At 72.1% G+C, this 24549-nt stretch carries 26 protein-coding genes and 2 tRNA genes; 16 read left to right on the forward strand and 12 right to left on the reverse strand.

Going from position 1 to position 24549, the window contains the following annotated elements:
• Window positions 1-30: 30 nt before the first annotated feature.
• The gene (gene dusB, locus ACI3ET_RS07350) at window positions 31-1227 is read left to right on the forward strand and encodes a tRNA dihydrouridine synthase DusB (protein ID WP_405032350.1); all 1197 of its coding nucleotides are present in this window, start codon (window positions 31-33) and stop codon (window positions 1225-1227) included.
• 7 nt (window positions 1228-1234) lie between these two features.
• On the forward strand, window positions 1235-1912 hold the full coding sequence (gene trhA / locus ACI3ET_RS07355; RefSeq protein WP_405032351.1) for a PAQR family membrane homeostasis protein TrhA: 678 nt from the start codon (window positions 1235-1237) through the stop codon (window positions 1910-1912).
• 21 nt (window positions 1913-1933) lie between these two features.
• On the opposite strand, the gene ACI3ET_RS07360 is transcribed toward trhA, so the two are convergent.
• Both ACI3ET_RS07360 and ACI3ET_RS07365 read right to left on the reverse strand, forming a co-directional pair.
• Window positions 1934-2806, reverse strand: a complete 873-nt coding sequence (locus ACI3ET_RS07360; protein ID WP_405032352.1) for a sulfurtransferase — start codon at window positions 2804-2806, stop codon at window positions 1934-1936.
• Window positions 2803-4050: an aminotransferase family protein gene (locus ACI3ET_RS07365; RefSeq protein WP_405032353.1), complete on the reverse strand. Its 1248-nt coding sequence runs from the start codon at window positions 4048-4050 to the stop codon at window positions 2803-2805. The genes ACI3ET_RS07360 and ACI3ET_RS07365 overlap by 4 nt, the downstream gene beginning before the upstream one ends.
• A gap of 191 nt (window positions 4051-4241) precedes the next feature.
• Between ACI3ET_RS07365 and ACI3ET_RS07370 the strand changes: the two genes are divergently transcribed.
• The 10 genes from ACI3ET_RS07370 (at window position 4242) to ACI3ET_RS07415 (ending at window position 11832) form a co-directional block, all read left to right on the forward strand.
• Window positions 4242-5045 (forward strand): DUF4397 domain-containing protein, encoded by an 804-nt coding sequence (locus ACI3ET_RS07370; RefSeq protein WP_405032354.1) that lies wholly within the window; start codon window positions 4242-4244, stop codon window positions 5043-5045.
• Between the two features lie 94 nt (window positions 5046-5139).
• Window positions 5140-5919, forward strand: a complete 780-nt coding sequence (locus ACI3ET_RS07375; RefSeq protein WP_405032355.1) for a class F sortase — start codon at window positions 5140-5142, stop codon at window positions 5917-5919.
• A gap of 52 nt (window positions 5920-5971) precedes the next feature.
• Window positions 5972-6559, forward strand: coding sequence for an RNA polymerase sigma factor (locus tag ACI3ET_RS07380; protein ID WP_405032356.1), 588 nt, complete (start codon window positions 5972-5974; stop codon window positions 6557-6559).
• A complete protein-coding gene (locus tag ACI3ET_RS07385; RefSeq protein ID WP_405032357.1) occupies window positions 6549-7286 on the forward strand; it encodes an anti-sigma factor in 738 nt (245 codons plus the stop codon). Before ACI3ET_RS07380 ends, ACI3ET_RS07385 begins: the two co-directional genes overlap by 11 nt.
• A 15-nt stretch (window positions 7287-7301) precedes the next feature.
• Window positions 7302-7568 carry a DUF2277 domain-containing protein gene (locus tag ACI3ET_RS07390; RefSeq protein WP_405032358.1) on the forward strand — a complete coding sequence of 89 codons (267 nt, stop codon included), beginning with the start codon at window positions 7302-7304 and terminating at the stop codon, window positions 7566-7568.
• The gene (locus tag ACI3ET_RS07395; RefSeq protein ID WP_405032359.1) at window positions 7568-8188 is read left to right on the forward strand and encodes a hypothetical protein; all 621 of its coding nucleotides are present in this window, start codon (window positions 7568-7570) and stop codon (window positions 8186-8188) included. Before ACI3ET_RS07390 ends, ACI3ET_RS07395 begins: the two co-directional genes overlap by 1 nt.
• Window positions 8185-9447 carry a deoxyguanosinetriphosphate triphosphohydrolase gene (locus ACI3ET_RS07400; protein WP_405032361.1) on the forward strand — a complete coding sequence of 421 codons (1263 nt, stop codon included), beginning with the start codon at window positions 8185-8187 and terminating at the stop codon, window positions 9445-9447. Before ACI3ET_RS07395 ends, ACI3ET_RS07400 begins: the two co-directional genes overlap by 4 nt.
• Before the next feature lie 44 nt (window positions 9448-9491).
• Complete coding sequence (locus ACI3ET_RS07405; RefSeq protein WP_405032362.1) at window positions 9492-9893, forward strand: DoxX family protein; 402 nt, start codon at window positions 9492-9494, stop codon at window positions 9891-9893.
• Window positions 9894-9979: 86 nt separating this feature from the next.
• Window positions 9980-10486, forward strand: coding sequence for a SigE family RNA polymerase sigma factor (locus ACI3ET_RS07410; RefSeq protein WP_405032363.1), 507 nt, complete (start codon window positions 9980-9982; stop codon window positions 10484-10486).
• A complete protein-coding gene (locus ACI3ET_RS07415) occupies window positions 10483-11832 on the forward strand; it encodes an AMIN-like domain-containing (lipo)protein (RefSeq protein ID WP_405032364.1) in 1350 nt (449 codons plus the stop codon). Before ACI3ET_RS07410 ends, ACI3ET_RS07415 begins: the two co-directional genes overlap by 4 nt.
• Before the next feature lie 36 nt (window positions 11833-11868).
• Here ACI3ET_RS07415 and ligD read toward each other — a convergent pair whose 3' ends face one another.
• Complete coding sequence (ligD, locus tag ACI3ET_RS07420; protein WP_405032365.1) at window positions 11869-12828, reverse strand: non-homologous end-joining DNA ligase; 960 nt, start codon at window positions 12826-12828, stop codon at window positions 11869-11871.
• 5 nt (window positions 12829-12833) lie between these two features.
• Complete coding sequence (locus ACI3ET_RS07425) at window positions 12834-14375, reverse strand: DHA2 family efflux MFS transporter permease subunit (protein WP_405032366.1); 1542 nt, start codon at window positions 14373-14375, stop codon at window positions 12834-12836.
• Between the two features lie 152 nt (window positions 14376-14527).
• Here ACI3ET_RS07425 and dnaG point away from each other — a divergent pair, with 152 nt between their 5' ends.
• The 3 genes from dnaG (at window position 14528) to ACI3ET_RS07440 (ending at window position 17177) form a co-directional block, all read left to right on the forward strand.
• Window positions 14528-16450, forward strand: a complete 1923-nt coding sequence (dnaG, locus tag ACI3ET_RS07430) for a DNA primase (protein WP_405032367.1) — start codon at window positions 14528-14530, stop codon at window positions 16448-16450.
• Window positions 16451-17047, forward strand: coding sequence for a hypothetical protein (locus ACI3ET_RS07435; protein ID WP_405032368.1), 597 nt, complete (start codon window positions 16451-16453; stop codon window positions 17045-17047). It begins immediately after the preceding gene.
• 57 nt (window positions 17048-17104) lie between these two features.
• Window positions 17105-17177, forward strand: a tRNA-Asn gene (locus ACI3ET_RS07440).
• Between the two features lie 92 nt (window positions 17178-17269).
• On the opposite strand, the gene ACI3ET_RS07445 is transcribed toward ACI3ET_RS07440, so the two are convergent.
• The 7 genes from ACI3ET_RS07445 to ACI3ET_RS07475 form a co-directional block, all read right to left on the reverse strand.
• Window positions 17270-18208, reverse strand: a complete 939-nt coding sequence (locus tag ACI3ET_RS07445) for an amino acid ABC transporter permease (protein WP_405032369.1) — start codon at window positions 18206-18208, stop codon at window positions 17270-17272.
• Window positions 18205-18885, reverse strand: coding sequence for an amino acid ABC transporter permease (locus tag ACI3ET_RS07450; protein WP_405032370.1), 681 nt, complete (start codon window positions 18883-18885; stop codon window positions 18205-18207). The genes ACI3ET_RS07445 and ACI3ET_RS07450 overlap by 4 nt, the downstream gene beginning before the upstream one ends.
• A gap of 95 nt (window positions 18886-18980) precedes the next feature.
• A complete protein-coding gene (locus tag ACI3ET_RS07455) occupies window positions 18981-19874 on the reverse strand; it encodes a glutamate ABC transporter substrate-binding protein (RefSeq protein ID WP_405032371.1) in 894 nt (297 codons plus the stop codon).
• A 12-nt stretch (window positions 19875-19886) separates the two neighbouring features.
• Window positions 19887-20663: an amino acid ABC transporter ATP-binding protein gene (locus tag ACI3ET_RS07460; RefSeq protein ID WP_405032372.1), complete on the reverse strand. Its 777-nt coding sequence runs from the start codon at window positions 20661-20663 to the stop codon at window positions 19887-19889.
• Between the two features lie 86 nt (window positions 20664-20749).
• Window positions 20750-20826 (reverse strand) — tRNA-Ile (locus ACI3ET_RS07465).
• Between the two features lie 32 nt (window positions 20827-20858).
• Window positions 20859-21281, reverse strand: a complete 423-nt coding sequence (locus ACI3ET_RS07470) for a CBS domain-containing protein (RefSeq protein ID WP_405032373.1) — start codon at window positions 21279-21281, stop codon at window positions 20859-20861.
• A 123-nt stretch (window positions 21282-21404) separates the two neighbouring features.
• Window positions 21405-22343, reverse strand: a complete 939-nt coding sequence (locus ACI3ET_RS07475; RefSeq protein ID WP_405032374.1) for a C40 family peptidase — start codon at window positions 22341-22343, stop codon at window positions 21405-21407.
• Window positions 22344-22845: 502 nt separating this feature from the next.
• Between ACI3ET_RS07475 and ACI3ET_RS07480 the strand changes: the two genes are divergently transcribed.
• Complete coding sequence (locus ACI3ET_RS07480; protein WP_405032375.1) at window positions 22846-23349, forward strand: DUF3145 domain-containing protein; 504 nt, start codon at window positions 22846-22848, stop codon at window positions 23347-23349.
• 54 nt (window positions 23350-23403) lie between these two features.
• Here ACI3ET_RS07480 and ACI3ET_RS07485 read toward each other — a convergent pair whose 3' ends face one another.
• Complete coding sequence (locus ACI3ET_RS07485; protein ID WP_405032376.1) at window positions 23404-24528, reverse strand: glycosyltransferase; 1125 nt, start codon at window positions 24526-24528, stop codon at window positions 23404-23406.
• Window positions 24529-24549: the final 21 nt, after the last annotated feature.

Consider the following 24549-nt stretch of genomic DNA (forward strand, 5'->3'; position numbering starts at 1 on the left):
CCCCCGCAGCAGTGGGACAATCGGTGTGTCATGACTGTCACCACCCCTCTTCTGCCCCCGCTGCGCATCGGCCCGCACACGATCGACTCACCGGTCGTGCTGGCACCCATGGCCGGCATCACCAACCGCGCCTTCCGTCGTCTGTGCCGCGAGTCCGGCGAGCTCGGACTGGATGCCGGTGGAGCCTCCGGAGCCACCTCCCTCTACGTGAGCGAGATGATCACGAGCCGCGCCCTCCTCGAGCGCACGCCGGTCTCGATGAAGCTGATCGAGCACGACCCCGAAGAGTCACCGCGCTCCATCCAGCTCTACGGCGTGGACCCCGCGACCGTCGGCGCGGCCGTGCGCATGCTGGTGACCGAGGACCGCGCCGACCACGTCGACCTCAACTTCGGCTGCCCGGTGCCCAAGGTGACGCGCAAGGGTGGCGGGTCCGCCCTCCCGTGGAAGACCGACCTCTTCCGGGGCATCGTCCGGGCGGCGGTGCGAGAGGCCGGCCCCGCGGGCATCCCGGTCACGGTGAAGATGCGGGTGGGTATCGACGACGAGCACGAGACGTTCCTCGACGCCGGCCGGATCGCCGAGGAGGAGGGTGTGGCCGCGGTCGCGCTCCACGCCCGCACCGCGGCCCAGGCCTACTCCGGGCAGGCGGACTGGTCGCGCATCGCCGAGCTCAAGGAGGCCGTGACCTCCATCCCGGTCCTCGGCAACGGGGACATCTGGTCCGCCGAGGACGCCGTCCGCATGGTCGAGGAGACCGGGTGCGACGGGGTGGTCGTCGGGCGCGGCTGCCTCGGCCGGCCCTGGCTGTTCACCGACCTCTCCGCCGCCTTCGCCGGCTCGCCCGTGCGCGTGCGACCCACCCTCGCCGAGGTGTGCCGTGTGCTGCGGCGGCACGCGGAGCTCCTGGTGGAGTTCCACGAGGACGAGGGCCGCGGCTGCCGCGACATCCGCAAGCACATCGCCTGGTACCTCAAGGGTTTCGCCGTGGGCGGCGAGCTGCGTCACCAGCTGGGGCTCGTGGACTCCCTCGACGCGCTCGAGCGGCTGATCGCCACCCTGGACCTGTCCCAGCCGTGGCCCGGCGACGCTGCCGAGGGACAGCGAGGCCGCGCCGGGTCCTCGCGCGTGGTGGCGCTGCCGCACCGGTGGCTCGAGTCCCGGGAGCTGGACGCGGCCCAGCGAGCCACCGTCCTGGAGGCCGAGCTCTCGGTCTCCGGAGGCTGAGGACGCCATGGAGACGAGCAGCCGCAGCCGGGACGGCAGCATCCACGTCACGGACGAACGTTTCAACACCGTCTCCCACATCGTGGGGGCGTGCTTCGCGCTCGCCGGCGCAGCCCTGCTCGTCACCCAGGCCGCGGAGCAGGGCGACCCGTGGAAGGTCGTGGGGTTCAGCGTCTACGGCTTCTCCCTGGTGACCCTCTTCGTGTCCAGCGCACTGCACCACGGCCTCGACCGGGGTGAGACGTTCAACGACGTGCTGCGCACCCTCGACTACACCTCCGTCTTCCTCCTCATCGCCGGCACCGTCACCCCCCTGGTCCTGGTGCTGTTCCGCACCACGTACGGATGGACCGTCTTCGGGGTGGTCTGGGCCATCGCGGTGCTGGGGATCGTGATGCGATCGGTCTGGCGCCAGCTGCCGAAGTACGTCACGAACACGCTCTACATCAGCCTGGGCTGGCTCACGGTCCTGCTCGTCGGGGGCGACGTCACCCTGCCGTGGGGGGCGCTGGGGCTGATGGCGGCTGGCGGTGTCGTCTACAGCGTCGGCTTCGTCGTCTTCGTGCTCGAGCGGCCCAACCCGCGACCGGGCGTCTTCGGTTTCCACGAGCTGTGGCACGCGATGGTGGTGGCTGCGGCCGCGCTGCACTTCCTGCTGATGTACTTCTACGTGCTGCCCGCCTGAGCTTCGGCGGCAGGGAACCGGTCAGGCGGGCCCGGTCGCGACCGGCCGGGACGGGTCGCTGACCCAGTCGCTCCACGACCCGATGTAGACGGCCGGACGGCCCAGGCCCGCCGCCTCGAGGGCCAGGGCAGCGTGCGCCGCCTGGACGCCCGAGCCGCAGTAGACTGCGCTGGGAGCCTGGGGGTCGGCCCCCGCGTCCGTGAGCAGCGCCCGCACGGCGTCTCCCGGCAGGAAGCCACCGTCGTCGTCGAGCAGGGACAGGGCCGGCAGGCTCAGCGCCCCCGGCACGTGCCCGGCGACCGGGTCCATCACCTCGTTCTCGCCGCGGAAGCGGTCTGCCGGCCGGCTGTCGAGCACCTGACCACCCTGCTGCTGCCAGGCGGCCAGGCCGTCGGCGTCCAGCAGCACCCGGTCGCCCTCGGAGAGCTCGACGTCACCCCGGGGGACCTCGACGGGACCGGTCTGGACGGGCAGCCCCGCAGCCTCCCAGGCTGCGAGCCCCCCGTCGAGGACCCGCGATCCGATCACCCCGTGGAAGCGCGCAACCCACCAGGCGCGCGCGGCACCCAGCGAGGGCCGCGCGTCGTAGAAGACGACCGGACGGTCCGCCCGCACCCCCGCGTCCCGCAGGGCCTCCTGCACCCGCTCGCGGGACGGCATCGGGTGCCGTCCGCCACGCCTGTCGTCGGCGACCGGGTCGGTGAGCGCCGACTCGAGGTCGAGGAACGCCGCTCCCGGCAGGTGTCCCTCGAGGTATGCGGTGTGGTTGGCCTCGGCCGCGGACCCGAGGGCCCAGCGCACGTCCACCAGCACTGGCCGGGAGGCCTCGGGCCCGGCGAGCTGGGAGGACAGCTGCTCCGCGCCGACCAGCGGGCCGGCCCCGGTGCCGGTCATGCCGCCAGCTCCGCGTCGAGGGCGGTCCGGAACGACTGGGCCAGCTCGCGGACCTGGTCGTCGGTCATCGTGAGGGCGGGGGAGACCTGGATGGCCCCGGCGCCGCAGGCCCGGGTGGCGATCCCGTGGCGGCGCACGGCGACCGCGAAGGACATCGCCGTCGCCGGGCTGTCGAGCTGGATCGCGGCGACGGCGCCCAGCCCCGAACGGACCTCCTGGACCGCAGGGTGCCCTGCCAGCGGGGCCAGCTCGCGGTGGAGGCTGTCCTCGAGACGGGCGGCGCCGTCCACGAGGCTCTCGCGCTCGAGGAGGTCGAGGTTCGCCAGCGCCACGGCGGACGCGGTGGCGTGGCCGGAGTAGGTGTAGCCGTGCCGGAACCACACGCCGGCGCCGGGGCGGAAGAACGGCTCCCAGACCCGAGGAGCGACGAGCACCGCGCCCATCGGCGCGTAGCCGCTGGTCAGCCCCTTCGCGGTGGTGACCAGGTCCGGCTCCAGCCCGAACCGGGAGCTGGCGAACCAGGCCCCGCCGATCCGGCCGAACCCGGTCACGACCTCGTCGGCCACGAAGAGGATGTCGTGCTCGGTGCACACCTTGCGCACCTCGGTCAGGTAGCCGTCCGGCGGGAGGTAGACCCCGCCTGCACCGATGACCGGCTCGCAGAAGAAGGCGGCGATGCGGTCCGCGCCGATCCGCTCGATCGTGGCGCGCAGGTCCTCGGCCGAGTCCCACTCGACCTGGGCGGTGCCCCCCGGGACGAGCTCGCCATACCCCTCGCGGTTGCCCGCGATCCCGGCGAGCGCCGTGCCTGCGTAGTGCATGCCGTGGTAGGCCTTCGACCTCGACAGCAGCATCGTCTTGCCCGGGCGACCCTGCTCGCTCCAGTAGCGGCGTGCCATCTTCGCGGCGGTCTCGACCGAGTCCGACCCGCCCGAGGTGAAGAAGATCTTGCTGCCGGGCACCGGTGCGATGGACTCCAGCCGGTCGGCCAGCTCCAGCGTGGGCTCGGTCGCGTAGTCGCCGAAGGTGGAGTACGCCGCGATCGTGCGCATCTGCTGGGCAGCCGCCTCCGCGAGCTCCTCGCGCCCGTGGCCCACGTTGGTGAACCACAGTCCGGCGGTCGCGTCGAGGTAGCGCGTGCCCGCCCGGTCGTAGACGTGGACCCCCTTGCCGCGTGCGATCACGAACTCACCGTTGGTCTCGACCGCTCCCATGTCGGAGAACGGGTGCCAGAGGGATCCCATGGCCGCACCCTAGCCGGGGGTGGCGCAGGGGCCGGTCGGGGTATGCCCGGCACCCGGCAGCAGGCCTGTGACCTGCGGTGATGAGATCCGTGGAGGAAAGTTCGGAGAAAGTGCATCCGAAACGGCCTCCCCGGGGGAAGTAGAGGGCAGAGGAGGTCACGAAGGACCTCCCGCAACCGAGGAGACACGACATGCGTTCCATCGCCTGGGGGGCGGCCGCGAGCCTCGCCCTCGTCGCCACCGCCGTCCCTGCCCTTGCCGACGACCACACCTCCCAGGTGTCCGTCCTGCACGGCGTCCCCGGCCTGACCGTCGACGTGTGGGTCAACGGCGAGGCCTTCCTGCCGGGCTTCGAGCCGGGCACCCTCACCGACCCGCAGGCCCTGCCGGCGGGCACCTACGACATCGAGGTCTTCGCCGCCGGCGCCGACCCCGAGACCGAGGACCCCGCCATCTCTGCGGAGGGCCTGGAGGTCCCGGGCGGCGCCAACCTGACGCTGGCCGCCCACCTGGACGCCGAGGGCACCCCCATGCTCAGCGCGTTCGTCAACGACGTGTCGATGCTCGAGGCCGGCCAGACCCGCCTCACCGTGCGCCACGCCGCAGCCGCCCCGGCCGTCGACGTGCTGGCCGGTGGCTCGCCCGTGATCGAGGGCCTGGAGAACCCGGACGAAGCCGTTCTCGAGCTCGACGCCGGCAGCGTGGAGGCCGCTGTGGCCGCCGCCGGCACCACCGACCCCGTGATCGGCCCGGCTACCCTCGACCTGCCCGAGGGCGTCAACACCATCGTCTACGCCTGGGGCTCGCTCGAGGACGACACCCTGGACCTCGCCGTCCAGTCGATCGACGGTCTGCACGGCGAGCCGGCGGGCGTGCCCTCCGGTGAGGGTGGCCTCGTCGACGGCGGTGTCCAGGCCTGGATGCTCGTCCTGGCCATGGCCGGTGCGGCCGGGGCCGTCGTGGCCGGTCGTCGCCTGGTCCAGAACGCGGCCTGACCCCCGCAGGTCGTCGGGTGACGGTGCGGTGGCCCGGGTCGAGCAGACCCGGGCCACCGCACCCGAACCGTGTCCGGGAAAAGGAGTGAACGTCATGGGCAGGAACGGGTGGCTCGCCGTCCTCGTCGTCTCCGTGCTGCTGCTGGTCGTCGGTGGCGTCGGCATCCTCGGCGCGGTCGGCGACGACGACATGGGCACCATCCGGCCCACGGCCACGGCCACCGCCAGCGGCTCCCGGTTCCCCGCCCAGGACGACGCAGCCGCCGCGTCGACGTCCTCCCCGTCGACGTCCGCCCCGTCGGCGGCGGAGCGTGCTGCTCCGAAGGCCGCACAGGAGGCACCGGGACGCACACCCCCGCCACCCACGATCGCCCGCCGGGACGCCAGCCTCGCCGCGCTGCAGGCCGAGGCGACGGCCCGTACCGTGCCGGTGCGCCTGCGGGTCCCCAGCGTCGGCCTCGACGTGCCCCTGGAGGGTGTGGGGGTCCGGGACGACGGGCTCATGGAGATCCCGGACGACGGCGCCCGCGCAGGCTGGTACCGGTTCGGTCCCACGCCCGGTGACGAGGCGGGGTCCGCGGTGCTCGCCGGCCACGTCGACACCCCGGGCGGGCTGGGCGCCATGGCGGCCCTGACCGAGGTGCCCCTGGATGCCGAGGTCGAGGTGGAGATGGACGACGGGACGGTGCTCCGCTACCGCGTCGTCGGCCGCGAGACCATCGAGAAGGTCGAGCTCCCGGTCGACGAGCTGTTCGACCGGACCGGGCCGGCCCGGCTGACGATGGTCACCTGCGGTGGCCCCTGGCGCTACGAGGCCAGCAGCTACCGCGACAACGTCGTGGTCGTGGCGGTGCCCGTTGACGACGCTGGTTGACACCCCGGGGCGACCGGCCGGGCCAGGCCCGGTCACTCGGTATGGTGTGCGGGTGAGCGAGCCAGCCAGGGGTGTCCGCGGAGACACGGACCAGGAGACTGTGCTCGCCCACGACTTCGCCGCCGGGCACAGCGAGGCGCTGGCTCAGGTCTACCAGCGCTGGGGCGGTCTCGTCCACGGTCTCGCCGCCAAGGCGGTGGGCCGGACCGACGCCGACGACGTCACCCAGCAGGTGTTCGTCTCCGCCTGGCAGTCCCGCGGCAGCTACGCGCCGGACCGCTCTCCCCTCGGGGCCTGGCTGGTCGGCATCACCCGCCACCGGATCGCCGACCACCTCGGCACCAGGCACCGGACGGCCGAGGTCCCCACCGACCCGTCAGGGGTCCTGGGGTCCCTGGAGCACGAGCACTCGGCCGCCCACCTGTCCCCGGAACGGATGGACGCGCTGATCACGCTCTACGAGGAGCTGGAGCGGATCGGCGACCCGCAACGGCACATCGTCCTGCTGGCGTTCTTCCAGGACCTGACGCACCAGCAGATCGCCGAGCAGCTCGGACTGCCGCTCGGCACCGTCAAGAGCCACATCGCCCGCACGCTGCGGCGCCTACGAGACAGGTTGGAGGGTGCAGATGCACGTTGATCCAGACGATCTCGCCCTCGTCGCCCTGGGCGAGGGTGGGGCCGACGCGAACGCCCACGTCGCGGGCTGCCCGGCCTGCGCAGCCGAGGTCCGGTCACTCCGGGAGGTCCGCGACCTGGTGGTCGCGGGCGGCCCCCTGGAGCGGACCCCGCCCGTCGACCTGTGGGCCGGCATCGAGGCCGCCGCGCTGCGCATGCCGTCGACCGGCGCGTCGACCGTCGCGACCGTCGCGCCCGACGAGCTCGCGGCCCTCCGCGAGCGTCGTGCGGGGGGTGGTGGCAGGCCCGTCCCCCGGATCTTCGGGTTCGGGCTGGTGGCCGCGGCCGCCGGCGGTGCCGCCGCGATGTGGCTGGGTCTGACCCTGGCCGACCGGGAGCAGCCGTCCACCGACACCCTCGTGGCGTCGGCCGAGCTGGAGGCCCTCGACACCAGCCTCCAGCCCGCCGCGGCCAGCCTCGTGGAGCGGGACGGCCAGCGCGTGCTCGTGCTCGACGCCGCCGACCTGCCCGAGGTCGAGGACGGTTACCTCGAGGTGTGGCTCCTGGCCCCGGACGCCTCGGGCATGGTCACGGTCGGACTGCTGGAGCCCGGCCAGACCGAGTTCGTGCTGCCCGCCGACCTGTCGACGGACGACTTCCCGGTCGTCGACGTCTCGGTCGAGCACTACGACGGCGACCCGACGCACAGCGGCGACAGCCTCTGGCGCGGGCCCATCGTCCGCGGCTGACCTATTCTCGGCAGCATGTGCCGCAACATCCGACCGCTCTTCAACTTCGAGCCGCCCGCCACGCCCGAGGAGGTGCGCGCGGCCGCCCTGCAGTACGTCCGCAAGGTCGCCGGGTCGCCGCAGCCCTCGAAGGCCAACGAGCAGGCGTATGCCGCCGCCGTCGCCGCCGTCGGGGCCGCCACCCAGGACCTGCTCGACGCGCTGGTGACGTCGGCACCGCCGAAGGACCGCGAGGCCGAGGCAGCCAAGGCACGGGCCCGGGCCCAGTCCCGGTACGCCTGATGGCCGGCGGCGGTCGCCACCTGCGCCGCCCGACCCCGGGACCGACGCACCCGACGCTGGAGCCGGACGCGCTCCCGGTCACCGGTCGGGTCCGGCTGCGCCACGCGCTCAACTGGGTCAACCTGTCCACCCCGTTCGGGCTGGTCGTCGCGCTGGTCGGCGGCGCGCGGGTCCGCCGGGGCCCCGAGCTGAGCTTCCTGGCCGACCACTACCGCTGGACCTTCCCGGCCGGCGGAGCCTTCACCGTGGGGGAGGTGGTCGTCACCCGGCACGACCTCGACCTGCTCGCAGAGCGGCGACCCACCCTGCTCGCGCACGAGCTCGTGCACAGCCGGCAGTGGGCCTACTGCTGGGGCCTGCCCTTCCTCGTCCTCTACGCCGGCTCGATGGGATGGTCATGGGTCCGCACCGGCGACCGTGCCGCCCGCAGCTTCTTCGAGCGGGAGGCCGGTCTCGAGCTGGGGGGCTACGAGGACGTGCCGCCGCGACCGGTCGGACCCGCCCTGCGCGCCGGCGCCGCGCGACTGCGGGCGGCGCTCGCCGGGCGTCGTGGGCTGGACGCGGGCGCCGACCTCGGGTCGGGCAGGGACGACCCGCCCGGGCCCGGAGGAGAGCGGTGAGCACCGCGACCGCCGCGGAGGTCGCCGGCTACACCGCCGCCGATCGGCGGCGCTGGGTCGCCGAGGACCCGGCGCAGAAGCGCTCGGACCGGCACGACTTCGCCCGAGACCGGGCTCGCGTGCTGCACTCGGCGGCCCTGCGTCGGCTGGCGGCGACGACGCAGGTGGTGCGTCCGACCAGCGACGACTTCGTCCGTAACCGGCTGACGCACTCGCTGGAGGTCGCGCAGATCGGCCGTGAGTTCGGGGCGGCACTCGGCTGCGACGCAGACGTGGTGGACACCGCCTGCCTCGTTCACGACATCGGTCACCCGCCCTTCGGGCACAACGGGGAGAAGATCCTCGACGAGCTGGCCTCGGGGATCGGCGGGTTCGAGGGCAACGCCCAGACCCTGCGCGTGCTCACCCGCCTCGAGGCCAAGCGCGCGCACCCCGACGGGCGCTCGGCCGGGCTCAACCTCACCCGGGCCAGCCTCGACGCCGCCACGAAGTACCCGTGGACCCGGGGCGCCGGTCCGGCGCCCGGCCCGAAGTTCGGCGTCTACGCCGACGACGCCGACGTCTTCGCGTGGGTCCGGGCCGGCGCGCCCCACGACCAGCCCCACCGCCGGTGCCTCGAGGCGCAGGTCATGGACTGGTCCGACGACGTCGCCTACTGCGTGCACGACGTGGAGGACGCCATCGCCTCTGGCCGTGTGGACCCGGCAGCGCTGCGCTCGTCCGACGTGCAGGGGGTGGTCGCCGCCCTGGCCCACGAGTGGTACGCCCCCGACCTCGATCCCGAGGCGCTGCGCGTGGCGCTGCGGGAGATCCTCGACAGCGGCTGGGTCCCGGGGCGGCACACCGGCACGCGCGCCGACCTGGCCGCGCTCAAGGACATGACCTCACGCCTGATCGGCCACTTCGTCTACACGGTGGAGCTGGCGACGCGCGAGCGCCACGGCGACGGGGTGCTGAGCCGCTACGCCGCCGACCTCGTCGTGCCGGATCGCGTGCGGGCGCAGGCCGCCGCCCTCAAGGCCGTCGCGGCCCACTTCGTGATGCTCTCGGAGGAGCGTCGCTCGGTCATGGACACCGAGCGCGAGGTGCTGACGACCCTGGTGGAGCGCTACGCGGCCGACCCGTCGCTCCTGGACCCGGTGCACCGTGAGGCCCACGACGCCGCCCCTGACGACGACTCGGTCCGCAGGGCGGTCCTCGACCAGGTCGCGAGCCTGTCCGACGCCCGCGCCCTCGCCGTCCTCGACCGCACGACCTGAGCGACGACGACGAGCCCCTCACCACAAGACGGCACAATGAGCAGGTGCACCCCCGGTCCCTGCCGCTCGTGATCGTCCCCTTCTCCGTGTCCGGTGTCGTCCACCTGCTGCGCCCGCGGACCTTCGAGCCGATCGTCCCGCGGCCGCTGCGCCCCTGGGCCCGCGAGCTCGTGCTCGTCTCCGGTGCCGTCGAGCTCGCGTGCGCCGCCGGGCTGCTGCACCCCCGCACCCGGTCCGTCGCGGGTCCCGCCGCCGCGGCGCTCCTCCTGGCCGTCTGGCCGGCCAACGCGCAGATGAGTCTCGACCTGCACCGCCGCGCCGTCCGCCGCCGGGACACCCGCTCCAGGCTGGCGTACGCCGTCAGTCTGCTCCGCCTGCCCCTCCAGGTGCCGCTCGTACGGATCGCCTGGGCCGCCCGGCGAGCGCCGGGCTCCGGCGTCCTGTGAACCATCCGGGCCTCGGCAGCGACAGGGTCGGTGACAGTCCGGCGGGCCGCGACCCCGGCCCGCCGACCCCCTCGGAGGAAGGCGTCGTGGTGACCGCCGACCCCGGTTACACCGACTTCGTCCTGGCCCGCCAGGACCGGTTGCGCCGGGCCGCCTACCTGATGTGCGGCGACCCGGTCCTCGCCGAGGACCTGCTGCAGGAGGCCCTGATCGCGCTGGCCTCGAAGTGGGAGTCCGTCGAGCACCCGGACGCCTTCGTGCGCAAGGTGATCTACCGGCAGCGGGTGTCGTTGTGGCGCAAGATCGGTCGCGAGACGGTCTCCGACCGGGTGCCCGACACCCCGGTGGGGGACGGGTCCGAGGAGCGGGCGGACAACGACGAGGTGCACCAGGTGCTGGCGAAGCTGCCGCCGCGGCAGCGGGCGGCCCTGGTCCTGCGCTACTTCGAGGACATGACCGAGGCGCAGGCCGCGGAGGTCATGGGCATCCGGGTGGGGACGGTCAAGAGCTTGTCGCACCAGGCGGTCGCCCGGATGCGTGAGGAGCTGCTGGCGCTGCGCGCCCGGCAGAGCGAGAAGGAGGGTTCGCGATGAGCGACCTGCACGAGCACCAGGTCCGTGACCTGCTGCACAGCGCCTCGTTGATCCGCGGCACGGTGGACCCCGACGACCACTGGCGCCATGGTCGACGCCGACGCGCCCAGCGCTGGGTGGGCGTCGCGGGGGGCGCCGGGCTAGCCACCGCCGCCGTCCTGGCCCTGGTGGCGCAGACCGGCCTGCTCGGCGGGCCAACCCCCAGCACCGGGCCCGCCGCGGTGCCCGGCCACCTGGAGACCTTCGTCTTCGGCTCCTCCGGGTCGCCGGGCGAGTGGTCGGCGGACGGCGAGCTCCGGGCCGCGACGAGCGAGGACCTCCTCGGCACCAGCTGGACCCTCCAGGAGCCGATGTATGCCCTGTCCGTCAGGGCTTCCGAGCTCACCGGCACCACCGCCCCCACGGTGCTGAGCTTCTCCGGGATCACGGACGTGCGCGCCGGCTGGGGCCTGACGGTCGGCGGCTGCGGCACCGCCGGGGTCGAGAGCCTGGACCTCAACGACCAGGGCGACTTCGCCGTCCCCGGTCTGAGCTCGAACGACGTCGGCTGCCCGGAGGACGTGCAGGTGGCCGAGGACTTCTGGATGGCCGCCCTCGAGGGCGGCGGGCGGCTGAACCTGCTCGACGACGGCCGCTGGCTGCTGCTCTCGGTCGACGCACCGCCGGTGCCCGACCCCGGGCCGGAGGCCCCGGCGACCGTGACCGTGACCGAGACGGCGACCGAGACGGCGACCGAGACGTCCACGACCGACGGGACGAGCGACCCGCCCGCGACCGAAGACCCGACGGCGACCCCGACGCCGACCGGCACGCCCACGACCGGGACGGTGAGCCCCCCCGCACCCCCGACCACGGAGCCGTCCGCGACGGCCCCGGCCGCGGACGGTGGTCCGGCCTTCGTCGACCCCTCGCAGGAGTGGGTCGCACAGCCGTGGCCGGCGGCCGGCGGCGACCTGCTGGCCCCGACGGTGCGGGCCGGCGTCCACGAGGGGTTCGACCGCGTCGTGGTCGACCTCACGGGCACCGACGACCCGGGCTGGCGGGCGGCGTACACCGACGACCCGCGGCTGGACGGCTCCGGCCTGCCCTCGGACATCGCCGGGGACAGCGTGCTGCAGCTCTCCCTCACCAGGATGGCCTACCCGGAGGAGGGCTCCGCCGTCTATGCCGAGGGGATCTTCGGGCTGGACACGCACACCCTGGCCGCCGTGGTCGAGGTGCAGCGGACGACGCCGTTCGAGGGCATGCTGCAGGTCTTCGTCGGGATGCAGGGTGAGCCGCGGCCCTACCGCGTCTTCCTGCTCCAGGACCCCCTGCGGCTGGTCGTCGACGTGCAGACGTCCTGACACCTCGCTGGGTGCCGCGGTCCGGACCAGCGGCCCTCAGGACTCCTCGGGCGGCGTCTCGCGACCCTCCGCCTCGTCGCGCGCTGCCCACTCCAGCAGCGGCGCGAGGTCGAACGGGTGGTCGTCGATGGCCGCGTGCAGGTCCCCGAGCACGGCATACCTCGCGGGCATGGTGCTCAGCGTGAAGTCGCCGGGCTCGCAGTCGGCGACCTCGTCCCAGCGCACCGGCGCGGACACCCGCCCGTCGGGCGTCGCCCGCACGGAGTAGGCGGCGGCGATCGTGTGGTCCCGGGCGTTCTGGTTGAAGTCCACGAAGACCTTGCGGGGGTCGCGGTCCTTGCGCCACCACGTGGTCGTCGCCTCGTCCGTGCGGCGCTCCACCTCGCGCGCGAAGGCCAGCGCGGCGCGCCGCACGTCGCCGAAGCCGTGCGCGGGGGGGACCCGCACGTAGACGTGGACGCCTTTGCTGCCGGTGGTCTTGGGGAAGCCGGTGGCCCCCAGCTCCTCGAGCACCTCGTGGGCCACCGCGCAGACCCGGCGCACGGTGGCGAAGTCGCAGTCGTCGCCCGGGTCGAGGTCGATCCGCCACTCGTCTGGCTGCTCCACGTGCCCGCGGCGGCTGTTCCACGGGTGGAACTCCACCGTGGACATCTGCACCGCCCACACGACGTGCGCGAGCTCGGTGACGCACAGCTCGTCCGCGGTGCGGTCGAAGCGGGGGAAGGTGACGTGGACGGTCTCCATCCACTCCGGCGCACCCCGCGGCAGACGCTTCTGGTGGACCCGCTCGCCCGTGATCCCCTCGGGGAAGCGGTGCATCATGCACGGCCGCTCGCGGAGGGCGTTGACGATGCCGTCGCCGACCGAGAGGTAGTAGTGCACCAGGTCGACCTTGCTGACCCCGATCTCGGGGAAGTAGACGCGGTCGGGGTTGGTGATGCGGACCGTTCGGCCGTCGACCTGGACCTCGGTGGCGGGGCTGCTCGACGTGGCCATGGTCCTCAGCCTAGCGAGGCGGGGGTATGCCGTCCGCGCTCGCCGAGGTCCTCGGTCGTCGGGGCCTCCTCGTCCCGCGCATCCTCGGCGCCGGCGGGCCCGGCGCCCCCGGGCAGGCCCTGCCCCGGCCCCCCGCGGACGAGGGTCGCGAGGACGACCACGACGACGGCGAGCACGACGCCCACGACGAGCGCCGCGCGGACCCCGCCGTCCAGCGCCTGCACGTGCCCGGCCCCGCCGGCGGCCAGGACCGTCTGCCGCCAGGAGAGGACCGCGATCGACAGCGCGGTGCCCGCCGCGGCGGCCACCTGCTGGACGGTGCCGAGCATGGCGCTGCCGGACGGGTACAGGTGGCGGGGGAGCGAACCCAGCCCACCGGTGAACGCCGGGGTGAGCATGAGCGCCAGACCCACGCTGGCCCCGACGTGGCACACGAGGAGGGCCCACCACGGGCCGAGCACCGTGGCGGCGGTGAGACCGGCCAGCGACAGCAGGAGCACCAGGGCCCCGGGCAGGACGAGCGGACGGGCCCCCACGCGGTCGAACCAGCGGCCCACCCGCGGACCCATGAGCCCCATCGTCAACCCGCCCGGCATGAGGAGCAGGCCGGTCTCGAGCACCGACAGCCCGCGCACCTGCTGCAGGTAGAGCGGCAGCAGGATCATCACACCCATCAGCGCCATGAACGCGACCGAGGTCAGCGCGAGCGCCACGGCATACTGCCCGTGGCGGAGCACCCGCAGGTCGAGCAACGGCTCGCCAGCACGCTGCAGCACCAGCTGGCGCCACACGAACAACCCCAGTCCGGCCGCGCCGACCGCCAGCGCCACCGGCGCGGGGACCACCGCGGAGGACCCGCCCGCCGCGCCCTCGCCGCCTGCCTCGGCGAGCCCGTAGACGAGCGACCCGAAGCCGACCGCCGTCAGCAGCACGCTGACCGCGTCCAGTCGCGGCCGCGGCCCGTCAGGGTCGGGCACGGCCGCCACCCGCAGCGCCCGCAGGCCCACGACCGTCACGAGCAGCGCGATCGGCAGCACCAGCCCGAACAGCCAGCGCCAGCTCAGCCACTGCAGCACGACGCCGGACACCGCAGGTCCGAGGGCGGGAGCCACCGAGATGGCGAGCGTGACGTTGCCCATCACCCGGCCGCGGGCCCGGGGTGGGACCAGCGTCAGCAGCGTGGTCATCAGCAGCGGCATCATGATCGCGGTGCCGCTGGCCTGCACGACCCGACCGAGGAGCAGCAGCGAGAAGGTGGGTGCGAGCGCGCTGGCGGCGGTCCCGGTGAGGAAGAGTGCCATCGCGAGCCGGAACGACGAACGGGTGCCGACCCGCCGGATCAGCCAGCCGGTGGTGGGGATGACCACCGCGAGCGTCAGCATGAACCCGGTCGAGAGCCACTGCGCCGCGCGCTCATCGATCCGCAGCGACCCCATGAGCTGCGGCAGGGCGTTGACCAGCACGGTCTCGTTGAGGATGACGACGAAGGTGGCAACGGTCAGGGTGCGCAGCACCGTCGTCGTCGTGGGCGGCAGGGCGTCGGACATGGTGGGTGGACCTTGGCTGTCGTCGGGAGTCATCGGGGGGACGGGCATCTCGACGCTGAGGTGCGGGGCTGTGGGTGGCTGACGAAGGACCCAACGCTATCCGACCTAGACTCCTTCCCACAGCCGGTTTTCGTCATGCGAGGAGGTGTGCCGTGGTGCGACGGATCAAGGCCGAGGACGTCCAGACCGTCAAGGACCGTGCCTCGATCGAGGACGTCGTCCGAGAGCACGTCAACCTGCGCAGCGGGGGCGTCGGCACCCTCAAGGGGCTGTGCCCCTTCCACGACGAGAAGACGCCGTCCTTCACGGTCCGTCCCGCCGTCGGCTACTACCACTGCTTCGGCTGCGGCGAGGGCGGCGACGTCCTCGACTTCGTGCAGAACGTGGACCACCTCACCTTCAGCGAGTCCGTGGAGCGGCTCGCGGACCGGCTCGGCATCACCCTGCGGTATGACGAGTCCGGGCCGGGGGGCGGGCGTGGCGACGGTCCCCAGGCGCCGACCGGGCAGCGGACCCGGCTCATGGAGGCCCACCGGGTGGCCGAGGAGTTCTACCACGAGGCGCTGCTCCGCTCACCGGAGGGGCAGAAGGGTCGCGACTTCCTGCGTGCCAAGGGTTTCAACGGCGAGCACAGCCGTCGCTTCATGGTGGGCTACGCGCCACTGGGCGGCGATGCGCTGTCGGACCACCTGCGCCGCAAGGGTTTCACCGACGAGGAGCTCGTGCTGGCCGGACTGTCCGGGCGGGGGTCGCGGGGCCTCTACGACCGGTTCCGCGGGCGCGTCGTATGGCCGATCCGCTCCATCGCCGGGGACACCGTCGGCTTCGGTGCCAGACGTCTCTACGACGACGACCGCATCGCCGCCAAGTACCTCAACACCTCCGAGACCCCGATCTACAAGAAGACATCGGTGCTCTACGGCCTGGACCTCGCCAAGAAGGCCATCTCCACCCAGCGGCGGGCGGTGGTCGTCGAGGGCTACACCGACGTGATGGCCGCCCACCTCTCCGGCGTGGAGACCGCCGTGGCCACCTGCGGCACCGCCTTCGGGACCGACCACATCGCCATGCTGCGCCGGATGCTGCGCGACGAGCCCGGCCGGTCACCCGCACGGGTGATCTTCACCTTCGACGGCGACGCGGCCGGGCAGAAGGCCGCGATGAAGGCGTTCGAGCAGGACCAGCGCTGGGCCGCCCAGTCCTTCGTGGCCGTGGCCGAGGGCGGCCAGGACCCCAACGACCTGTGGCTGCGCGAGGGGGCCGAGGCGGTGGCGCGTCTCGTCGAGGAGGCGCGCCCGATGTTCGAGTTCGCCGTCCGCACCACGATCGCCCCCTACGACCTCTCGCTCGCCCAGGAGCGCGTGCAGGCGATGCGGGCGGTCGCCCCGATCCTGGCCGGGGTCAAGGACGCGTCGCTGCGCCCGGAGTACGTCCGCGACGTCGCCGGCTGGATGGGCGTCGACCCCGTGGCGCTCACGGTCGAGGTCAACCGCGCCGCCCATGCCCCGCCCGAGCGGGGGCCACGGTCCCCGGGCGAGGGGGCACCGGACCAGCCGGCCGCACCCCATGCCCCGACCCTGCCCCGGCCCGACCTCACCGACCCGGTCCAGGTGGCCGAGCGCAACCTGCTGCAGGTGGCGCTGCAATACCCCTTGGCCATGGTGGCCGAGGACATGGACGAGATCCCGCCGCAGCAGCTGCGCGCCCCCATGCACCAGGCGGTCTGGCACGGGCTGCGGGAGGCCGGCGGCGTGCGGGGCGCGGCCGGGATGAGCGGCGCGACGTGGATCCAGGCGGTGCTGGGCCAGTCCCCGCCGCCGGTGCACCCCCTGGTGCACGAGCTGGCCGTGGCACCCCTGCCGGTGCGGCTCGACCCTGCGTCCGGGATGCCGCCGGAGACCTACGTCGACTCGCTCGTGCTGCGCGTCCGGCTCGCGGGGCTGGAGCAGCAGGTGGCCCAGTCCATGGGGGAGGCCCAGCGGCTGCCGGAAGGCTCACCGGAGGCGCGCCGCGTCGTCGAGCACCTCATGCGGCTGCAGCGCGAGCACGCCGCACTCAAGGACAGGATCAGCTAGATGGCGTGGTGGAAGAGGCCGGAGCGGGTCATCGGGATCGTCGCACCCCCGCCGGAGACGAAGCCGGGCGACGTCCCGGCGTCTGTGGTGCCGGAGCTGGGACGCAGGGAGCAGGTGCTCGCCACCGCCCAGGAGGACCAGGACGGTCACTGGCTGGTGCTGACCACCTGGCGCCTGCTGGAGCGCGCGGACGACGGTCGGACAGTGCTCGAGCGTGCGTGGCACGAGGTCGACACGGGGTCCTGGGACCCGGACGCCTGGACCCTCACGGTGCTCTTCGTCGACGGTGCGGAGGACCGGAGGTGGCAGCTGCAGCTGCGGACCGGACCGGGCTCGGTGCCGGTCGTCTTCCGCGACCGCACCACGGCGAGCGTGGTGCTCACGAGGGTGATCGACCTCGGCCCGCGCCGCACCGCCCGGGTGACGATCCGCACGGTGCTGGCCACGCGCGAGCTGCTCGAGCAGGTGCTCCTCGGGCACGGCTCCCGCACGGAGGACGCGGAGCTGGCGGCCCGGGTGTTCTCGGCCCGCAGGGAGCTGCGGGACCAGGTCGGGCTGGACCCGGAACCACCGCAGGAGGTGCTCGGTCCGCGCTGAGCCCGCGATTTCGGGAGGGTCGTCCCGGTTTGCTACAGTCTCTCCTCGCCGCACCTTTCCCCTGTAGCTCAATTGGCAGAGCAGCCGGCTGTTAACCGGCAGGTTGTTGGTTCGAGTCCAACCGGGGGAGCGTCGTGATGTCAGCGGACATCGACCACAGCCGGACCCACGAGTCGTGGGTCCGGCTGTCGGTTTCTGGGGCACTGGTGGGGCGTCTGAAGGTCAGTAGCCGTCCTCTGCGGTGCCCGAGGTGCCGCCAGTGCCGATCTTGCCGTGCATCCCGACTCCTGCAGCCACCCCGGCCGCGTCGCCCATGGTGGCCGACCCGGTGCCCTTGGCCGAGGTTCGTGACGTGCGGCGCTGCCGGACCTCGATGGCCTCGGCCAGCCGGCCGAGCCCGTAGTTGATGGTGATGAACAGGGCGGCCGCGACGATGTAGGCCGGCACCACGTTGGCCTCCGCAGACCCAAGCTGCCGTGCCCGGGTGAGCAGCTCAGGGTAGAGAATGATGTAGCCGAGTGCAGTGTCCTTCACGATGACGATGATTTGGCTGACCAGGGTTGGCAACATGGCGGTCAGCGACTGTGGGATGAGGATGATCCGCCGTGTCTGCGACGAGCTCAGCCCGATCGAGAGCCCGGCCTCGCGCTGCCCGTTCGGCAGCGAACCCACGCCGTTGCGGATGACCTCGCACAGCACCGAGGAGTTGTAGAGCACCAGCCCCGTCACGGTGGCGATGAAGGGGTTGAGCCCGTCAGGGAACCATCCCTGGCGGGACAGGAAGAAGAACGTGAAGATCATCATGATCAGCACGGGAACGGCGCGGAAGAACTCGACGAAGACCGTGGTCACCCACCGCAGCGGAGCCAGGTCCGACATCCGGCCCATCGCGAGCACCAGCGCCAACGACATCGAGATGACGATGGCGGCCAGCGCGGCCCGGGCCGTGTCCCAGAAGCCCGGGAGATAGTAGTTCTCCCAGGTTGCCCACTGCAGGAACGGCATCCACTTGTCCGCGGTCAGCTGCCCGCGGTCCCACATCCGCCAGCCGATCCAGCCGAGGACGCCGAGGACGATGAGCGCCCCGACCAGCGCCATGATCCGGTAGAGCCGGATCGCCTTGGGCCCAGGTGCGTCGAAGAGGACCTGCTGCGCACTCATCGGCGGACCACCAGTCGCTGGGAGAGATAGCTGACCGCAAGCCCCGTCGGCAGGGTCAGGATGACGAATCCGATGGCGATGATGAGGAAGTTGAGAAGGATGACATCAGGTCGGAACTCGATCATGTTGCGAAGCGCGTAGGCAGCCTCGGCGACGCCGATCGCGACGGCGACGGTGGTGTTCTTGATCAGCGCGATGAGAACGTTGCCCAAGGGGGTGATCGCCCCTCGGAACGCCTGCGGAAGGATGATGTACCGCAGGTTCTGGGAGAAGGTCAGACCGATCGAACGAGCGGCTTCCGCCTGCCCGACGGGGATGGTGTTGACGCCGCTGCGGATCGCCTCGGTGACGAAGGCCGCGTGGTAGAAGGAGAGGCCGATGATGGCCAGGCGGAAGTTCAGGTCGACGATGAAGGTGTCCGAGGTCCGCGAGGCCGGCTCGATGCCGAGCTGACCCCAAAGGCCCAGGCTGCAGAAGATGATGATCAGCGTCAGGGGGGTGTTGCGCAGCAGAGTGACGTAGGCGGCCCCGGCCCGCTGCAGGACACCGACGGGCGAGAGCCTCATGATGGCGACGATCGTCCCGATGATCAGCGCGAAAAGCGATGACCACAGGGCCAGTCGGATGGTCATCCAGAAGGCCGTCAGGACGTCGAAATCATTGATCAGCTCAAGCATCGGACTCCTTCAGGAGGGGCTGACGGGGCCCGACCGGCAACACCCGCAGACCGTGGCCTGGGGTGTGCCGGCCGGGATGAGCACGCCGCGCGGCCTCAGCCGCAGTGGCCACCGATCTCGGACGGGGGGTTCAGGTCAGGGTTGGCGGTGTAGTTGGCGGCGCCGAGGTTCGCCTCGATGATCTCCTCCATGGTCCCGTCCTCCCAGAACCCCTGGAGGATCTCGTTGATCTCCTCGCACTGCTCGGACTCCTTGTTGAGACCGACGCCGTAGTTCTCCTCGCTGAAGGGAGCGCCGACGACGCGCAGCTGCCCGGCGTACTGGTTCTGGGCCGCGTAGCCCGCCAGGATGGTGTCGTCGGTGGTCAGCGCGTCGATGGTGCCGTTGGCCAGCTGCTCCACGCATTCGGAGTAGGTGCCGTACTCCTGAAGCTGGACGCCGGGCACCTCTTCCTGCACGTTGTTGGCCGACGTCGACCCGGTGACGGAGCACAGCAGGCGACCCTCCAGGTCCTCCAGCCCCGCGATGTCGCTGTCCTCGGTGACGAGGAGGTCCTGACCGGCGACGAAGTAGGGGCCGGCGAACTGCACCTCCTCCTTGCGGGCGTCGGTGATCGAGTAGGTCGCAAACACCATGTCCACCTGGTTGGTGGTCAGCAAGTTCTCGCGCTGAGGCGTGGGAGCCTCGCGCCAGGTGATGTCGTCCTCGGAGTAGCCCAGTGCCTCCGCGACGGCGATGGCGACGTCGACGTCCATGCCGGAGTAGGCGTCGCCCTCCTGGAGGCCCAGGCCGGGCTGGTCGAACTTGATGCCGATGGTCAGACCCTCGCCGGAGTCGCTGCCACCCTCGGTGGCGCCGGCGTCCTGCGTGTCGCTCGTGTCCTCGCCGCCGGCAGCGTCGTCGTCTCCGGTGTCGTCGGAGCCGCAGGCGCTGAGCGCCAGGGCGGAGGCCGCCAGGACGGCGGCGATGCGGAAGGGGGAGTGCTTCACAGTGGTTCTCCTTCAGTGGGTGAGGATCTTGCCGAGGAAGTCCTTGGCACGGGCTGACTGGGGGTTGGTGAAGAACTCCTCGGGGGTGTTCTCCTCGACGATGGCCCCGTCGGACATGAAGACCACGCGGTCCGCGGCCTTCCTCGCAAAGCCCATCTCGTGGGTGACGACGATCATCGTCATGCCGCTTTTGGCGAGCGAGACCATGACGTCGAGCACCTCGTTGATCATCTCGGGGTCAAGGGCCGAGGTCGGCTCGTCGAAGAGCATCACCCTGGGCTCCATCGCGAGGGACCGGGCGATGGCGACGCGCTGCTGCTGGCCGCCGGAGAGCTGAGCGGGGTACTTCTTGGCCTGGTGCGCAACCCCGACGCGTTCGAGGAGGGCCATCGCGTGCTTCTCGGCCTCCTTGCCCTTCATGCCGCGGACCTTAATGGGGCCGAGCGTGACGTTCTCGAGGATCGTCTTGTGGGAGAACAGATTGAAGGACTGGAAGACCATGCCGACGTCTGCCCGCAGCTTGGCCAGCGACTTGCCCTCCTGCGGAAGGTCCTGCCCGCCGATGGTGATGGTGCCCGACTCATAGGTCTCGAGCCGGTTGATGGTGCGGCACAGCGTCGACTTGCCGGACCCGGAGGGGCCGATCACGACGACGACCTCCCCCTCGTGCACGGTGAGGTTGATGTCGATGAGGACGTGCAGGTCGCCGAAGTGCTTGTTGACGTTCTCGAGCACCACGAGTGGCGCGCTCTGTCCGTGCGGTGCTGCTGCTGCGGGTGTGTCCGTCATGGCCGCACCCTAGTAGGGGTCAGGGTGCCTCGTCACGAGTTCGGCAGGGGTTCGATGCCGTTTGTCACCGCATTGTGACCTTCGGGTGGTGGGCCAGCAGGGGCTTGAACCCTGGACCGACGGATTATGAGTCCGCTGCTCTGACCGGCTGAGCTACTGGCCCCGACCGTGAGATCCTAGCGGTCGGCCCCGTGGTCACTGGCGCAGGTAGCTCTCCAGGTGGTCCCGCTCGGCCTCGAGGGCGTCGAGCCGGGCCTTGACCACGTCGCCAATCGAGATGATCCCCCGGAGGGAGCCGTCCTCGACGACGGGCAGGTGCCGCAGACGTCTCTCGGTCATGGTCGTGGCCAGCTGGACCAGGTCGTCGGTGGCGGTGCAGGAGTGCACGTCCGCGGTCATCAGCTCCGAGACCGGAGCCTCGAGGCCGCTGCCCACGCGCAGGTGGTGCACCACGTCGCGCTCAGAGACGATCCCCACGACTGCGGCGTCGTCGTCGAGCACCACGACGGCACCGATCTTGTGGTCGTCGAGGGTGTCCAGCAGTTCTTGCACGGTCGCCGACGGCGACAGCGTGACGACAGAACTGCCCTTCTTCTTGATGAGGTCGGCGACGCGCATGTTTGACGTTAGCACGGGGCCTTCCGGGGCGTCAGCCACCTTCGGGTACGGGGCCAGGGTCCGCAGACGACGCCGCCCCCGCGGCCTCGAGGGCACAGCGGGGGCGGGCGGGGACGGACTCGGTCAGCCGAGCCGGCCGTACCAGATGTTGGAGGAGAGGATCGGACCGTAGCGCACACCGGTGCCAGGGTTGAGGGCCTCGTAGGTCATGCCGCCACCGGCGTAGATGCCGACGTGGTGCCAGTCGTTGTAGAACACCAGGTCGCCCGGCTGCGGGTCGGAGACCGGGGTGACGGCGCCGCGCTGGCCCGCGACGCTGCGCGGGATGCTGATGCCGGCCTGCTGGAAGACGTACCAGGTGTAGGCGCTGCAGTCGAAGGACTGGGGCGGGGTGCCGTAGAGCACGTAGGGGGAGCCGACGTAGGCGGCGGCGACCGACAGCACAGAGCCGCCGACCGGGGCCGGGGCGGCCTGCTGGACGAGCGCCGGCTCGGCGGCCTGCTCGATCGGGGCCGGCTCCGCGGCCTGCTCGACCGGGGTCGGCTGGGTGGCCTGCTCGATCGGGGTCGGCTGGGTGGCCTGCTGCTGCGTGGGCTCGGACTGCTGGGCGGGCTCGGACGTGGCCTCGGTGGCCGCGGCCTCGGAACCCTCGGTGGTCTCGCCCTCGGCGACGACCTCGACCGGCTCGGCGACGATGGTCTCACCCGTGAAGCCGGACCGGCGGAGCACGGTCTCGACCGTGGCGGCGTCCTCGGGCGCGGTCCGGGCCTCGCTGCGGCCGGCGGCCGACTGGTCGCGCATCTCGGACAGCGAGGCGCTGCGCAGGCTGGCGCGAGCGGCACGTTCAAGGTCGGCCTGCGCGGACCCGTCCCCGTCGGGGACCACGGTCGACAGGTCGCCGGTCAGTGCGGACGCCAGGCGGTCGTCGTCGGCAGGTGCGCGGTTCAACGTCGTTGCCCCAGCGGTAGCCACAGTGCCCGCGACGAGGCCGCCGATCATCAGGGCGGCGACGCCGGTGCGGGGGGCGTGGTTGGCAGAGCGGTGCTTGCCGATGGACTTCATGCAACCTCCGAGGGCCATGGGGGACTGGCCTCGTCTCTCGAGCGGGACGTGAGGGAGCCAGGGGACTCCGTCGTGTCAGGACCTTGCAGGGGGCTGCGTAGCGGGACTGCTGGGACGAGCTCGGAAGCACGGGAACGCGTACGCAACTTCGTCTAGGTTACGAAACGATCACGAAATGGCCAAATCTTTGGCGCGTGTCGTGACTTCTGGCGATTCATGTGACTGGTGTGGCGATCTAAGGCCGGAAGACCGGCCTTGGCCTGCATCGCATCACAGGACGGCGCGTGAGCGAGCAGGCGGGGGCTATGGGGACACCGCAGACGATAGCGGACGGGCGAGCGCACGCGTCGCGGGACCCACCACTTGATACTGGAGTGAAAGGAGAGCACACTGTGACCACAACCGCACAGTAGGTGCACGGTGGCCGCAAAGGCTCCGAGCGTGGTCGAGAGCGTTGGGGAAGACGTCCCTCACCACACAGGAGGCCAGGATGTCCGCTGTCATGCCCCGAGTCATGACCCGCGGAGTGGTGTTCATCCACTCCGCGCCCATCGCGCTGTGCCCGCACATCGCCTGGGCCCTCGAGGGGGTCCTCGACACCCGAGTGAGCCTCGACTGGGTCCCCCAGCCGGCCCAGGCGGGTTCCATGCGCACCGAGTTCTCGTGGACCGGCGAGGCCGGCACGGGCGCTCTCATCGCCAGCGCCATGCGCGGCTGGGACGGCCTTCGCTACGAGGTCGTCGAGGAAGCCAGCCGCGGCAACGACGGCATGCGGTGGACGCACACCCCTGCGCTGGGCATCCACCAGGCCCGGGTGTCCGCCAACGGTGACATCGTGGTCAACGAGGACCGGCTGCGGACCATCGTGGCGCAGAGCGCCGGGAGCCTGGCCACGCTGCACGCTGAGCTGGACCGGGCGCTCGGCGCCTCGTGGGACGCCGAGCTGGAGCAGTTCCGCCACGCCGGCGAGGGCGCCCCCGCGACCTGGATGCACAAGGTCGGCTGACCCGCCCGCCCGCCCGCCCGCCCGCCCGCCCGCCCGCCTGTCGCCCGAGGGCGACTAGCCCGCTCGGCGGGCCGCGGCTGTGCGGTGGACGGACTCGTGGATCGCGAGCATCCGCTCCGCCGAGGCGCCCCAGTTGAAGCGCTCCGCCTGCGCCCGGGCCCGGGCGTGGGCCTGTGGGCGCGCCAGCAGGGCCTCCACGCCGTCGGCGAACGCGGCCGGGGTGGAGGGTGCCACGTACCCTCCCTCGCCGACCACCTCCTGCAGGGCTCCCTCGTCCGTACACACCGTCGGCACCCCGCAGGCGAGCACCTCCAGGGCGGCCAGGCCGAAGGTCTCCAGCGGGCCGGGGGCGATCGCGACGTCCGCCCGACCCATCCGGGCAGCAAGCTCGGTGCGGTCGGTGATGTAGGAGTGGAAAACCACCGGCAGGTCGCTGGCGCGCTCCATCAGCTCCGCGCGCAGCGGCCCGTGACCGAAGACCGTCATGTGCACGTCCATCCCGCGGCGGATGAGCTCGCGCACCGTCTCGATGGACAGCGCCGGGCGCTTCTCGGGGCTGAGGCGCCCGCAGTGCACGAGATGCACCGGCTGACCCTCGGCGGGCGCACGGTACGTGTGGACGTCCACCACGGGGGAGAAGATCTCGAGGTCCACCCCCAGTGGCACGACGTGCGCGTCAATGCCCCGGCGGAAGAACTCCTCTGCGGCGAACCGGCTCGGGCACACGATCGCGTCGTAGTCGTGCGCGCTCCGGGTGTTCATGAGGTCGGCCATCCAGACCGCCGGCCGCTCCGGGACCGGTGTGCGGCGTACGAGGATGCCGGTCATGTGCTCGTGGCTGATCATCGTCGAGCCGATGCCCCGCCGCCGCGCCCAGCGACCCATCCAGCGGGTGGTGGAGCGGTCCGAGACCTCGATGACGTCCGGCTCGATCGCGTCCATCAGCCGCGAGATGCCGGGCCTGTTGAAGATGAGGGAGTAGCCGGCCCCGGGGATCGGTGTCGCCGGGACGCGGTAGACCATCCCCTGGGACTCTTCGGTGATCTCCTGGCCGGGACCGGGGATGATCAAGGAGACGCGATGGCCGCGGGCGCGGTAGTGCTCGCCCCAGGCGCGCAGCGCCGTCTTGATGCCTCCGGAGGTCGGGCTGACGAAGTTGGCGACGCGCAGGATGTGCATGAGGTGCGCGAGCCTACCGGG

This window comes from Ornithinimicrobium jinqii (assembly GCF_045032595.1).
Lineage (GTDB): Bacteria > Actinomycetota > Actinomycetes > Actinomycetales > Dermatophilaceae > Ornithinicoccus.